14 protein-coding genes and 1 pseudogene are annotated in these 13,181 nt (G+C 71.4%); 12 read left to right on the forward strand and 3 right to left on the reverse strand.

The genetic code is table 11. From position 1 onward, the window contains the following. Positions 1 to 207, reverse strand: a pseudogene (locus tag ACTHNQ_RS00210) (A/G-specific adenine glycosylase); the annotation flags it as partial. 115 nt (positions 208 to 322) lie between these two features. On the opposite strand from ACTHNQ_RS00210, the gene ACTHNQ_RS00215 reads away from it, so the two are divergent. From ACTHNQ_RS00215 to ACTHNQ_RS00255, 9 genes are all read left to right on the forward strand, one after another. Continuing rightward, complete coding sequence (locus tag ACTHNQ_RS00215) at positions 323 to 997, forward strand: uridine kinase (RefSeq protein WP_440330436.1); 675 nt, start codon at positions 323 to 325, stop codon at positions 995 to 997. Continuing rightward, positions 997 to 1,899: a tRNA pseudouridine(55) synthase TruB gene (truB, locus tag ACTHNQ_RS00220; protein ID WP_440330437.1), complete on the forward strand. Its 903-nt coding sequence runs from the start codon at positions 997 to 999 to the stop codon at positions 1,897 to 1,899. The genes ACTHNQ_RS00215 and truB overlap by 1 nt, the downstream gene beginning before the upstream one ends. Next, on the forward strand, positions 1,896 to 2,267 hold the full coding sequence (locus ACTHNQ_RS00225) for a hypothetical protein (RefSeq protein WP_440330438.1): 372 nt from the start codon (positions 1,896 to 1,898) through the stop codon (positions 2,265 to 2,267). Before truB ends, ACTHNQ_RS00225 begins: the two co-directional genes overlap by 4 nt. 83 nt (positions 2,268 to 2,350) lie before the next feature. Then, positions 2,351 to 2,794 (forward strand): hypothetical protein, encoded by a 444-nt coding sequence (locus ACTHNQ_RS00230; protein ID WP_440330439.1) that lies wholly within the window; start codon positions 2,351 to 2,353, stop codon positions 2,792 to 2,794. Then, positions 2,791 to 3,762 (forward strand): bifunctional riboflavin kinase/FAD synthetase, encoded by a 972-nt coding sequence (locus ACTHNQ_RS00235; protein WP_440330440.1) that lies wholly within the window; start codon positions 2,791 to 2,793, stop codon positions 3,760 to 3,762. The genes ACTHNQ_RS00230 and ACTHNQ_RS00235 overlap by 4 nt, the downstream gene beginning before the upstream one ends. Before the next feature lie 98 nt (positions 3,763 to 3,860). Beyond that, positions 3,861 to 4,805, forward strand: a complete 945-nt coding sequence (locus tag ACTHNQ_RS00240) for a sugar-binding transcriptional regulator (protein WP_440330441.1) — start codon at positions 3,861 to 3,863, stop codon at positions 4,803 to 4,805. Between the two features lie 48 nt (positions 4,806 to 4,853). Then, a complete protein-coding gene (deoC, locus tag ACTHNQ_RS00245; protein WP_026305640.1) occupies positions 4,854 to 5,861 on the forward strand; it encodes a deoxyribose-phosphate aldolase in 1,008 nt (335 codons plus the stop codon). Positions 5,862 to 5,884: 23 nt separating this feature from the next. Then, a complete protein-coding gene (locus tag ACTHNQ_RS00250; protein WP_440330442.1) occupies positions 5,885 to 7,375 on the forward strand; it encodes an aldehyde dehydrogenase family protein in 1,491 nt (496 codons plus the stop codon). After that, on the forward strand, positions 7,372 to 8,235 hold the full coding sequence (locus tag ACTHNQ_RS00255) for an aldehyde dehydrogenase family protein (RefSeq protein ID WP_440330443.1): 864 nt from the start codon (positions 7,372 to 7,374) through the stop codon (positions 8,233 to 8,235). The genes ACTHNQ_RS00250 and ACTHNQ_RS00255 overlap by 4 nt, the downstream gene beginning before the upstream one ends. Before the next feature lie 60 nt (positions 8,236 to 8,295). Here ACTHNQ_RS00255 and ACTHNQ_RS00260 read toward each other — a convergent pair whose 3' ends face one another. Both ACTHNQ_RS00260 and ACTHNQ_RS00265 read right to left on the reverse strand, forming a co-directional pair. Next, the gene (locus tag ACTHNQ_RS00260; RefSeq protein WP_440330444.1) at positions 8,296 to 9,075 is read right to left on the reverse strand and encodes a hypothetical protein; all 780 of its coding nucleotides are present in this window, start codon (positions 9,073 to 9,075) and stop codon (positions 8,296 to 8,298) included. 56 nt (positions 9,076 to 9,131) lie between these two features. Further along, positions 9,132 to 9,848, reverse strand: a complete 717-nt coding sequence (locus ACTHNQ_RS00265) for an NRDE family protein (protein WP_440330445.1) — start codon at positions 9,846 to 9,848, stop codon at positions 9,132 to 9,134. A 65-nt stretch (positions 9,849 to 9,913) separates the two neighbouring features. On the opposite strand from ACTHNQ_RS00265, the gene coaBC reads away from it, so the two are divergent. From coaBC to ACTHNQ_RS00280, 3 genes are all read left to right on the forward strand, one after another. Next, positions 9,914 to 11,170, forward strand: a complete 1,257-nt coding sequence (coaBC, locus tag ACTHNQ_RS00270) for a bifunctional phosphopantothenoylcysteine decarboxylase/phosphopantothenate--cysteine ligase CoaBC (protein ID WP_440330446.1) — start codon at positions 9,914 to 9,916, stop codon at positions 11,168 to 11,170. Between the two features lie 80 nt (positions 11,171 to 11,250). After that, positions 11,251 to 12,147, forward strand: coding sequence for a glycerophosphodiester phosphodiesterase (locus tag ACTHNQ_RS00275; RefSeq protein ID WP_440330447.1), 897 nt, complete (start codon positions 11,251 to 11,253; stop codon positions 12,145 to 12,147). A 96-nt stretch (positions 12,148 to 12,243) separates the two neighbouring features. Then, positions 12,244 to 12,885, forward strand: coding sequence for a hypothetical protein (locus ACTHNQ_RS00280; RefSeq protein ID WP_440330448.1), 642 nt, complete (start codon positions 12,244 to 12,246; stop codon positions 12,883 to 12,885). Positions 12,886 to 13,181: the final 296 nt, after the last annotated feature.

Genomic DNA, 13,181 nt, shown 5'->3' on the forward strand with positions numbered 1-13,181 from the left:
GGCGGGCGCCGCCGCCGCCAGGTCGCTCGGCGTGGGCCACCGGTGCAGCCATGCCTCCAGATGGGGGATCACGCGGTTCACGGGCGTCTGCTGCAACATGAACTCGCTGACGAGCACGCCCCACGCGCCGAAGCCCGGCCGCCGCCAGGGCAGATCCCGCGCGTTCTCGCGGTACCAGGCGACGAGCGGCGTCGCGAGATCGGGCATGCGCTCCAGCCTAAGCGGCAGGAATCCACCCTTTCGCGATTCCAGGGGCCCGGAATCGCGAAAGGGTGGATTTCCGCCGGGCGGGAGGTGGCGGTCTGCGCCGTAGGCTGGAGGCATGCGCCTTCCTGTCACGCCGACGACGACGCTGTGGCGTGAACTGCGCGATCGCGTGCGGCGCAGGTACCCCGCCGGACGCGTGGTGATCGCCGTCGACGGGGTCGACGGGGCGGGCAAGACCGTGTTCGCCGACGGTCTTGCCGAGGTCTTCGCCGAGGCCGGCGATGCGGTGTTCCGGGCGGGGATCGACGGCTTCCACCGGCCGCGGGCCGAGCGGTACGCGCTCGGGCGCCGCAGCCCCGAGGGCTTCTATCGCGACTCCTACGACTATGCGACGTTCCGCCGCGTGCTGCTCGACCCGTTCCGCGACGGCGCCCAGACCGCCGGCACGACGGGTTTCCAGCTCGCCGCGTTCGACGTGACGCGCGACACCCCGGTCGAGTCGCAGTGGGTCACGGCGCCCCGCGACGCCGTGCTCGTCGTCGACGGCATCTTCCTGCACCGTCCCGAGCTGCAGGACCTGTGGGACTGGTCGATCTGGCTGGATGTGCCGTTCGAGACGTCCTACGCGCGCCTTGCGCTGCGCGACGGCTCGGACCCTGACCCCGACGCGCCCGCCAACGCCCGCTACCGCCGCGGCCAGCAGCTGTACCTCGACGAGGCGCGGCCGCGGGAGGCGGCATCCGTCGTCGTCGACAACGCCGACCTCGCACACCCCCGGATCGTCGGCTGATGGCCGCCCCGGGAATCCTGCTGGTCGACAAGCCGCAGGGGATCACGAGCCATGACGTCGTCGCGCGCGCGCGGCGCGCTCTCGGCACCCGCAAGATCGGGCACGCCGGCACCCTCGACCCGATGGCGACGGGCCTGCTGGTCCTCGGTGTCGAAGGCGCGACGCGTCTGCTGACCTTCGTGGTCGGCCTCGACAAGACGTACGAGGCGACGATCCGGCTCGGTGTCGCCACCGACACCGACGACGCCGACGGACAGATCGTGGCGACGACGGATGCCTCGTCTCTCGACTCTGCGGGGATCGCCGACCACATCGCACCCCTCACCGGCCGCATCTCGCAGGTGCCGAGCACCTACTCTGCGATCAAGGTCGACGGGCGGCGCGCGTACGACCTCGCCCGCGCGGGGGAGGACGTGCAGCTGAAGGCGCGCGAGGTCACGGTGTCGCGGTTCGACGTCCTCGCCGAGCGGCGCACCACGACGGACGACGGCGTCGCCGTGGTCGACCTCGACGTCGTCGTGGACTGCTCCAGCGGCACGTACATCCGCTCCCTCGCCCGCGACCTCGGCGCCGCGCTCGGTGTCGGCGGGCACCTGACGGCGCTGCGTCGGACCCGCATCGGACCCTTCGAGGTCGCGCAGGCTGCCGCGGTCGACGCCCTCGCCGACGCCCCGCTGCTCGCACCGGCCGAGGCGGCGGCGGCTGTGCTCGGACGATTCGACGTCACAGCCGACGAGGCTCGCGACCTGCGCCACGGCAAGCGGCTCACGGGTGCGGCGTCGCGCCTGGCGGCGGACCCGACCGCGGCGATCGATCCCGACGGCGTGCTGGTCGGCATCGTCGAGCGCCGCGGCGCCGACGTGAAGAGCGCCATGAACATGCCTGAGGAGGCGGCCCGATGATCCTGTGGTTCACGATCGTGCAGGTGGTGGTCGCCGTCGCGGCCGGGCTGTTCTGCATCATCGCGGGACTGGCCGGCCGGCGTCCGAGCGACTGGAGCGTCGGCTCGCTCGCGCTCGTCGAACTGCTGCTGGTCGCGCAGGTCGTCATCGCGATCGTCGCCCCGTTCGCCGGCAACCCGCCCACCGGCAGCCTGCTCGAGTTCTGGGTGTACCTGGTCTCGGCCGTGCTGCTGCCGTTCGCCGCCGTCGCCTGGGCGCTGCTCGAGCGCAGCCGCTGGAGCACCGTCATCATGGGTGTCGCCGCGCTGTCTATCGCCGTCATGGTGTGGCGCATGCAGGTCATCTGGACCCTGCAGCCCGCCGGCTGACGACACGCCGTCGCGGCCCCTGTGACGCCGGGCCGCGGCATCCGGATCCCGCCTTCGGGCGCACGAACTAAAATCAGGTGGTTATGTCGTCGCCCGCCCGCCCCCGTATGACCGGCATCGGCCGTGTGCTCGTGATCGTGTACGCGATCATGGCCCTCGGCGCCACCGGTCGGTCCTTCGTGCAGATCGTCGAGCGCTTCGACGAGGCACCCCTCGCCTACACGCTCTCGGCCCTGTCGGCCGTCGTGTACATCGTCGCGACCCTCGCGCTCGTGTTCGCCGGACGCCCCGGCTGGTACGTCGTGGCGTGGATCGCGATCGTGTTCGAGCTCGTCGGCGTGCTGGTCGTCGGCACGCTGAGCCTCGTCGCGCCCGAGCTGTTCGGCCACCCGACCGTGTGGTCGTGGTTCGGCATGGGGTACCTGTTCGTGCCGCTCGTGCTGCCGTTCCTCGGCCTGTGGTGGCTTGCGACGCATCGGCCCACGACGCACCAGGCGACGCCCGACAACGCGGCGGTGGCATCGTGATCGTCTTCCGTGATCCGAGCGAGGTGCCCGCCGGCTTCGGGCCCTCGGTCGTCGCGATCGGCAAGTTCGACGGCGTGCACTCGGGTCATCGTGCGGTGATCGACCGCGCGAGAGTGGATGCCGAGGCCGCCGGCGCCCGCGTCGTCGCGGTGACGTTCGACCGCAACCCGCTGGCCCTTCTGCGCCCCGAGATCTGCCCGCAGAGCCTCGTCGGGGTGGAGCAGAAGCTGCGGCTGCTGGCAGACGCCGGTGCGGACGCGACCCTCATGCTGACCTTCGACCGCGCGCTCGCCGACCTCGGCGCCCGCGAGTTCGTCGAGCACGTCCTCGTGGGTGCGCTGGGCGTGCGCATCGTCATGGTCGGGGCGGACTTCCGCTTCGGTCGCGGCGGCGCCGGCAATCCTGACCTGCTCCGCGAGCTCGGTCCCGAGTTCGGCTTCGAGGTGCACGTCGTCGACGACGTGCGCGCCATCGACGCCGGTCGCCGCGTGTCGTCGACGTGGGTGCGCGAACTGCTCGACGAAGGCGACGTCGCGGGCGCGGCGCGCCTGCTCGGTCGCCCGCACGCGGTGCGCGGCGAGGTCGTCCACGGGCTCAAGCGCGGCCGCGAACTGGGCTTCCCGACCGCGAACCTGTCGGCCGACCTGGAGGGCTTCGTGCCCGCCGAGGGCATCTATGCCGGCTGGCTGGTGGACGAGGGGATGCCGGGGGCCGAGGCATCCAGTCCGCGCAGCAGCGTGCGGTACCCGGCGGCGATCAGCATCGGCACGAACCCCACGTTCGACGACGTGCACGTGCGCCAGGTCGAGGCGTACGTGCTCGACGAGACCGACCTCGATCTGTACGGCCACACGGTCGAGGTGGAGCTCGTGTCCCGCATCCGCGGCATGGTGGCGTTCGAGGGCGTCGCCGCGCTCGTCGCGCAGATCGCGGACGACATCGTGCAGGTGCGGCGCGAGCTGAGCTGATACCTCCTGTCTCCCTGCTCATTTGAGCAAAGTATGTGCAGATGTTGCTCGCCTGCGCATGCGTGTGTCAGCCTGGAAGGGACGACGAAGGGAGGATCGTGGACGCCGTCGACGAACTCCTCTCGATCCGTGCCGCGGAGCTCTACTACGAAGAGAACCTCACGCAGGAAGAGATCGGCAAGAGCCTGCAGATCACGCGCTGGAAGGTCGGCCGCCTGCTGACCCAGGCGAAGGACGCCGGCTTCGTCCGCATCGAGATCCTCCACTCGCGCGCGCGTCGCCCGCAGCTCGAGCGCCGGCTGCGCGAAGAGCGCGGTCTCGTCGACGCCGTCGTCGTGTCGCGTGCCGGGGTGCGCAGTGAGGACGAGCTGCAGCAGCGCGTCGCCCAGGCCGCGGCCGACCATCTCTCGTCGATCCGGCCCAGCCCCCGCGTGCTGGGTGTCAGCTGGGGCCGCACGCTGTCGGATATCGCACACGATCTGCGCGAAGGCTGGTCGTCGCACACCGATGTCGTGCAGATCAACGGCGGCGTGAGCATGAGCCCTCGGCCGGGCACCGCCGCGGCCACCGCCGTCGGCATCGCGCAGAAGGGCGGCGGGAGCGCCGCGCTGCTGCCGAGTCCGGCGATCCTCGAACGCCGCGCCACGAAAGACGCCATCGAGGCCGACCGGGTCGTCGCCCGTGTGCTCGACATGGCGCGCTCGGCTGACGCCTACCTGTTCAGCGCGGGCGCCGCCGATCACGGTTCGGTGCACGTCGACAGCGGCTACCTCGCTGCGGCCGACATCGACCGTCTGGTGGCCGCCGGCGCGGTCGGTGACGTCGTCGGCCGCTACATCGACGCGAAGGGCCGCATCGTCGACCCCGAGCTCGACGCCCGCACCGTGGGGCTGTCGCTGGACGAGCTGCGTCAGGCGCGTGTCGCCATCGCCGCGATCGCGGGGTCGGCCAAGCACGCGGTCGCGGCCGCGGTCGTCGGCTCGGGGCTGTGCACCGTGCTGATCACCGACGAGTCCACCGCTGTTCAGCTGCTCGACGGCTGAGAACCCTGTCCTCGCGCTCCCGCGCACCCATCGAAAGGCATCCCCGACATGTCAGGCACATCCATCGTGACGCTGCCCGAGCGGGCTATGGAGCTCCTCGGCGGCGAACCCGACGACACCACCCTGCGCCGATACCTGCACGGCCTGCCCGGCGTCGATGCCGTCGGCCTCGAGCAGCGCGCCGCCGCCCTCGGCACGCGCTCGATCAAGACCTCATCCAAGGCGTGGGCGCTCGACAAGATCATCCAGCTGATCGACCTGACGACCCTGGAGGGCGCCGACACGCCCGGAAAGGTGCGGTCGCTCGTCGCGAAGGCACTGAATCCAGATGCCTCCGACCAGACCACCCCGCGGGTCGCCGCCGTCTGCGTCTACGGCGACATGGTGCCCTACGCGGTCGAGGCGCTCGGCTCTGCGCACGGCGATCCCGACGAGGGCGGCGTGAGCGTCGCAGCCGTCGCCACCGCGTTCCCGAGCGGCCGCGCGTCGCTCGAGATCAAGCTCGCCGACACCGCCGAGGCGGTCGCGCACGGCGCCGACGAGATCGACATGGTGATCGACCGCGGGGCGTTCCTCGCCGGCCGCTACGGTCAGGTCTTCGACCAGATCGCGCGTGTGAAGCAGGCCTGCCGCCGCGAGGACGGGACGTCGGCTTCGCTCAAGGTGATCCTCGAGACGGGCGAGCTCAACACCTACGACAACATCAAGCGCGCGTCGTGGCTCGCGATCCTCGCCGGCGGCGACTTCATCAAGACGTCGACGGGCAAGGTGTCGCCGGCGGCCACGCTGCCTGTCACGCTGCTGATGCTCGAGGTCGTGCGCGATTGGCACCGTGCCACGGGCGAGAAGATCGGTGTCAAGCCGGCGGGCGGCATCCGCACCTCGAAGGACGCGATCAAGTACCTCGTGACCGTCGCCGAGACGGTGGGCGAGGAGTGGCTGCAGCCGCACCTGTTCCGCTACGGCGCGTCGAGCCTGCTCAACGACGTGCTGCTGCAGCGCCAGAAGCTGAAGACCGGCCACTACTCCGGCGCCGACTACGTGACGATCGACTGAGACCAGGACCAGGGACGACGAACATGAGCTTCCTCGAATACGCACCCGCCCCCGAGTCGCGGGCGATCCTCAGCCTCAAGCCCGAGTACGGGCTGTTCATCGACGGCGAGTTCCGCGCGGGGTCCGGCGATCCGTTCGTGACCATTTCGCCGGCGGACGAGTCGCACATCGCGACGATCGCGACGGCGACCGAGGCCGACGTCGACGCGGCGGTCGCGGCCGCGCGCCGCGCCTACGACCGGACGTGGTCGAAGATGAGCGGCCGCGACCGCGGCAAGTACCTGTTCCGCATCGCGCGCCTCGTGCAGGAGCGGGCCCGCGAGCTCGCCGTCGCCGAGAGCCTCGACAACGGCAAGCCGATCAAAGAGAGCCGCGACGTCGACGTGCCGCTCGTGGCCGCATGGTTCTTCTACTACGCCGGCTGGGCCGACAAGCTCGACTACGCCGGTCTCGGGTCTGACCCGCGCCCGCTGGGCGTCGCGGGCCAGGTCATCCCGTGGAACTTCCCGCTCCTCATGCTCGCGTGGAAGATCGCCCCGGCGCTCGCCGCCGGCAACACCGTCGTGCTGAAGCCCGCCGAGACGACGCCGCTGTCGGCGCTCATCTTCGCCGAGATCCTCCAGCAGGCCGACCTGCCCCCGGGCGTCGTCAACATCGTCACCGGAGCCGGGGCCACCGGCGCGGCACTGGTGCGGCATCCCGACGTCGACAAGGTGGCCTTCACCGGCTCGACCGCGGTCGGCCGTGAGATCGCGAAGGCCGTCGCAGGCACCGACAAGAAGCTGACGCTCGAGCTCGGCGGCAAGGCCGCGAACATCGTGTTCGAGGACGCCCCGATCGATCAGGCCATCGAGGGCATCGTCAACGGCATCTTCTTCAATCAGGGCCACGTGTGCTGCGCGGGCAGCCGGCTGCTCGTGCAGGAGTCGATCCACGATGAGGTCGTCGACCGCCTCAAGGACCGCCTGTCGACGCTGCGCCTCGGCGACCCGCTCGACAAGAACACCGATATCGGCGCCATCAACTCGCGCGAGCAGCTCGACCGCATCCGCGAGCTCAGCCAGATCGGCGAAGAGGAGGGCGCCGAGCGCTGGAGCGCCCCGTGCGTCATCCCCGACAACGGCTTCTGGTTCGCTCCGACGATCTTCACGAACGTGCAGGCATCGCACCGCATCGCCCGTGACGAGATCTTCGGCCCCGTGCTGTCGGTGCTCACCTTCCGCACGCCGGCCGAGGCGATCGAGAAGGCCAACAACACGCCCTACGGCCTGTCGGCGGGCGTGTGGTCCGACAAGGGCTCGCGCATCCTCGCCGTCGCCGACCGCCTGCGCGCCGGCGTCGTGTGGGCGAACACGTTCAACAGGTTCGACCCGTCGTCGCCGTTCGGCGGCTACAAGGAGTCCGGCTACGGCCGCGAGGGCGGCCGCCACGGCCTGGCCGCCTACCTCAAGGGCGCCTCGGCCGCGACGCGCGCCGTCGAAGCCCGCGCCGCGAAGAAGGAGGTGGGCAAGTGAGCAAGCGCCTCACCGTCCCCAAGACGTACAAGCTGTTCATCGGCGGCGCGTTCCCGCGCAGCGAATCCGGCCGCACGTACGAGGTCGTCTCGCCGAAGGGCGAGTTCCTCGCGAACGCCGCTCTCGCGTCGCGCAAGGACGCGAGGGATGCCGTCGTCGCCGCCCGCGGTGCCGTCAAGGGCTGGTCAGGGGCCACGGCCTACAACCGCGGCCAGGTGCTGTACCGGGTCGCCGAGATCCTCGAGGGCCGCCGCGCGCAGTTCGTCGACGAGATCGTGCAGCAGACGGGCGTCTCTGCCGCCGTCGCCGGCGCCGAGGTCGACGAGGCCGTCGACCGCTGGGTCTGGTACGCGGGCTGGTGCGACAAGTTCGGCCAGGTCGCCGGCAACGGCAACCCCGTCGCGGGCCCGTACTTCAACATCTCGGTTCCCGAGCCGACCGGCGTCGTCGGCGTGATCGCCCCGCAGGACACCGCGCTCGTCGGCCTCGTCTCGGCCATCGCGCCGGCCCTCGTGACCGGCAACTCCGTCGTCGTGGTCGCGTCGCAGCGGTACCCCCTGTCGGCGATCAGTCTCGCCGAGGTGCTCGCGACGAGCGACGTGCCCGGAGGAGTCGTGAACGTCCTCACCGGGTCCCCGGCCGAGGTCGCGCCGTGGCTCGCCTCGCACCCCGAGGTGCATGCGCTCGACCTCGTCGGCGCCGGCGACCTCGATTGGATCGACCTGCAGATCGCCGCCGCCGAGACGCTCACGCGCGTGCTCCCGCCGGAGAACGGTGCGGATGCCGCCGCCCCGAGCCTCGCGCGCATCTCCGCGTTCACCGAGACGAAGACCGTCTGGCACACGAAGAGCCTCGTCTGACGCCAGTGTCATGCGAAGGCCCCGGTCCTGGAGGGACTGGGGCCTTCGCTGGTCCGCGGGCTACGCGAACATCTGGCGGAGGACGTGCAGGTCGCCGACATCGAGCGCCTGCGCGATCTCGGCGGCGTCGGCCGGGTCCGGGAACAGGGCGGAGAGCCTGTCGGTGAAGATCTCGCGCATGGCGTCGATGTCGCCGGCGGCGGCCGCCGTGCTCATCGCCTCGACGGCGAGTTGGTAGGGGATCTGCTGATAGCCGGCGGGGGCGTCGTCCGGGTTGTAGTACGGAACCCACGGGATCGAACCGTCCGGGTGGATGAGAAGCACCTCGCCGGGTTGGATCGTCCGCGTGTGGTTGAGAGTCGATATCGCCAAGGCGTTCGCGATGCAGAACCGGTCACCGATCGCAAACAGCGCGTCGCCGGGTGCGACCGTATAGGTCACGATCTCGCCCTCGTCATCCAGGCCGACGGTGCCTGCGGCGAACTCGCGTTCGCCACGGTCGACCAGGTCACCGGACAGGCTCGCGCTCTTCCCGCCCACGTGCAGCCAGGCAGGGTGCCCGCACCCGGCCGGACTGTTCTTCGGGATCGCCGTGCCGTTGCCCACGTAGACGTACCCGTCGCCGAGCTCATCGATCATCTTCTGGCCGATCGCGTCGTCTTCTGCGGATGACTCGGCGGCCGCCTCGGCGGGCTCGGTGGTCGGCTCAGCGGTGGGCTGGAAGAGCGCCCACGACGAGATCTCGGCCTGCGCGCCGGCGACCGCCGGCGCGGCGAGAGCGACGAGCCCCCCGATGATCACGACTGCGACCCCCGTCGTGAGCATGCCGGCGCGACTCATGCTGTCGAACGTAGCGGACCGAGGCATCCCCAGACCACCACGGGTTTTCGGACCGGTCAGTCCAGCTCCAGCCCGCCCCACCGGCCGGGCTCGGCGAGCTCGCCGTAGTGCACGTCGACGTCGTGCTCCGAGACGGATGCCACGCACGCGAGGAGCGACAGCGTCGGGTAGCCGTAGGGGCGGTTGTCGCGGATGATCGCGTCGTCGTCGGTGGGGGCGAGCTCGGCCGAGCGGGCGAGCACCTCGACCCACGGCATCCACCAGTCGCCGTCGGCGGCGGGAGGCGTCGCCTGGAACTCGCCCAGCCACCGCGCGATGCGCGGCGTCGCAGGGTCGTCGACGTCGTCGTGGGCGATCATGTGCGTGCCGGGTGCGAGCTCCACGGTGCGCAGCGACTCGCCGTCCCACATGAGCACGCGCGCGCGGCCGCCCTCGACCTCGACGAGGTTGAAGCCGTGCGTCGGCGGCTCGCCGGCGGGCAGACGTCCGGCGACGGCATCGAGAACGAGTCCGCCGCGTGACACGAGCTCGGACTCGGGACGAGTGTCGACGTCCGCCCTGTTGAGCAGCACCGCGAGGCGTCCCGCGGCGGGGTCCGCGGCGAGCCAGGCCCCGCCGGCGCGCACATCGCGCACGCCGACGACGCCGTCGTGCGCTTCGGGCCACCAGCGGCCGAGCGGGTTCCACGGACGCGCGGGGTCCTCGTCGCGCACCGCCAGCACGCGCGTCGGCTCGTCGGCCGACTCGGGGACGCGGATGACGACGGTGCACATGCGGGGGCTCCTGGGGCGTTTCGGGCCGGCGGACCGGGGGTCGCGCTTCGTGCCAAGATCGGAGGGTGTTCGTCGTGGTCGGAGTCACGGGCGGGATCGCCGCCTACAAGACGGTGCAGCTCGTGCGCCTGCTGGTGAAGGCGGGGCACGAGGTCCACGTCGTCCCGACGGACGACGCGCTGAGGTTCGTGGGCCTCCCGACGTGGGAGGCGATCAGCCGCCACCCCGTGACGACCTCCGTCCACGACGACGTCGCACGCGTGCGTCACGTCTCGCTCGGCCAGTCGGCCGATCTCGTGATCGTGGCGCCCGCGACGGCGAACACGCTGGCGAAGATGACCGCGGGAATCGCGGAGGATCTCCTGGGAACGACCCTACTCGCCACGACGGCACCCGTCGTCGTCGCGCCGGCCATGCACACCGAGATGTGGCGACACCCCGCGACCGTCCACAACATGGCCGTCCTGCGTGAGCGCGGCGTCATCGTGGTGGGGCCCGAGGACGGCGAGCTCACCGGCGGCGACAGCGGCCCCGGCCGCATGTCGGAGCCCGAGGTCGTGCTCGCAGCGGCTCTCGCCGCGGTCGGCGCCTCGGCGCCCGGCGACCTCGCGGGCCTGCGCGTTGTCGTCAGTGCCGGCGGCACGCGCGAGCCCATCGACCCGGTGCGCTTCATCGGCAACCGCTCCAGCGGGCGGCAGGGCATCGCCGTGGCGCTCGCCGCGGCGGACCGGGGTGCCGATGTCGTGCTCGTCGCAGCCCACGTCGAGGAGGGTGTGCTGGCCGAGGCATCCGTCCGTCCGTCCGTGCGGATCGTGAGTGCGGGCACCGCGGAGGAGCTGGGAACCGTCATGGCGGCCGAGGCGGCCTCAGCCGACGTGGTCGTGATGGCCGCCGCCGTCGCGGACTACCGCGTCGCCGAGGTCTCGCCCCTCAAGCGCTCGAAGGATGCCGCACCCGAGGGAGGCATCACCCTGGACCTCGTCGAGAACCCCGACATCCTCGCCGGGCTCGTCCGCGGGCGGCGCGGGGGGCAGACGATCGTCGGCTTCGCGGCCGAGACTCCCGGCGAAGGCGAGACGCTGCTCGACCGGGGCCGCCGCAAGGCGGCGCGCAAGGGTACCGACCTGCTCGCCGTGAACGAGGTGGGGTGGGCGCGGGGCTTCGAGTCGCCCGACAACGCCGTGACCGTCATCGACGCGGCGGGGGAGGTCGTCGCGGCGCGGCGGGGGAGCAAGCGCGATGTCGCCGAGGCGCTGTGGGACGCCGTGCTCGCGGTGCGCCCTGATCAGCAATTGACGCAGTCCCGCGCGAATCCAAAGTAACGAAAGTGTAACGGCGCATGTAAAGTGATCGGCACCACGTCGAAGAGGACGTGGCGCAAGATCCACGGAGGACATGCCCGATGCCCGATTCCGCGGCATCCGATCGCGCCCGCGACCGGACCCACGCCCTGTTCGTCATGTGCGTGCTCGCCATCGCGAGCGTCGTCATCGCGTTCCTCGGCGCGACGCCCGCGCGCGTCAGCTCCCGGGAGGTCCTCGGCGACACGCGCACGCCCGGCGACGCCGCCTTCATCGCCAGTCACCGCGGGGGAGCAGCGAGCGCCCCCGAGAACACGCTTCCCGCCATCACGGCGGCGCTCGCGAGCGGCTTCGACTACGTCGAGGTCGACGTCGCGCTCACCGCCGACCGCGCGCCGGTGCTGATGCACGACGCGACCGTCGACCGCACGACGGACGGCCACGGGCGGCTCGCCGCGCTGACGCTCGCCGAGGTGCGGCAGCTGGACGCCGGCGGATGGTTCGACGAGGCATACGCGGGAACCCCGGTGCCGACCCTGACCGAGTTCCTCGACACGCTGGCGGCAGCGCAGGGGCGTGCGATCGTCGAACTCAAGGGGCGATGGGATGCCGCCGCTGTCGACGCCGCGATCGCCGAGGTGGCCGCCCGCAGCCTCGACAGCCGCATCGTCTTCGCGAGCTTCGACGCCCGGACCCTGGCGCTCGTCGCGAGCGGATCGCCGGTGGCCTCGCGGCTGCTCATCCTCAAGAAGCTGCCCGTCGACGTCGTGGACGCGGTCACCGAAGCCGGCGCGCGCGGCGTCGTCGTCAGCCGCAAGGCCGTGCTGGCGCGCCCCGGCATCGTGGACGAGCTGCACGCGGCCGGCGCCCGCGTCGTGGTCTACACGCTCAACCGCGACACGCAATGGGATGCCGTCACGGCGCTCGGCGTCGACGGCATCGTCACCGACGACCCGCACACGCTGTCGGAGTGGCAGAGCGCGTACGCCGGTCCGTGACCCGCCGCGGCGGCTCTCAAAGGCCCGAGCGGCGTGGCCCGCGGCCTCCGTCCGTCGTCGTCGTTAGTCTCGGACCGTGGCCGACGGAGTGGAGACATGGTGACGCGACGGATCGGGATGCCGCGGCTCGTGGTGGGCGTGACGGCCGTCGTGCTGATCGCGGCTGTCGCGACGGGATGCCGGCCCGAGGGCGCTCCCGCACCGTCCGGCTCGCCGACGTCGACGACGAGCAGCTCGACGCCAGGGCCCTCCGTCACCCCGACCGTGACCGAGACGCCGCAGGCCGGGTTCGAGATGCCGGCCGCCTGCGAGGACATCTACTCCGCGACGATGCTCGCGAGCCTGCAGGCCGCCAATCCGCCGCTCAACGACCCGGGCGTGACGATGCTGTCGACGCAGAACGCCGACCTGCTCGAGGTCATCCATAGCGGCGCGCCCACGCTGCGCTGCTCGTGGGGAAAGCCCAGCGAGTACGGCCTGGCCACGAACGTCACGGTGATCGACGCGGAGCAGGCCGCGAGTCTCGTCTCGACGTTGGGCGCGGCCGGGTTCGGGTGCGAGCCCATGGGGGACGGCACGGTGTGCCGTATCGAACAGAAGGGCGTGACCCTCGACGACAACGAGTACACGCGCGGCGAGACGCACTACCTCGCCGACGACGCGCTCGTCACGACCTCGTGGATCAACTTCGCCCCCGAGGGGTACACCGAAGACATCGTCGCGACACTCTGGGGCTGATCCCGTGGCAGGCCGACGGCCTGTCCTCACCTCGGAGGCGCGTTTTCCCCTAGAATGAAGGCCGGGGAAGGCCTGAGTCGGCGTCGCAGCTCGCAGAAGCGAGTGCCCGCGACCGCACGGGGCCGTCCCTGATCCCGCGTTCGCGACGGCGTTCGCGCCGCCCGCGGGAGTACGCAGCACCATCGGTGTCATCCGATCATCGCCGGTCGATTTCCGGCATTCACGCTCAGGAGGAGCATGCCGACCACGGCACCCGCCCAGACGGCGCAGCGTCGCCGCAAGTCCTCGTCCGCACG

Origin of the sequence: Microbacterium sp., from assembly GCF_051953575.1 — a bacterium.
Taxonomy (GTDB): Bacteria; Actinomycetota; Actinomycetes; order Actinomycetales; family Microbacteriaceae; genus Microbacterium.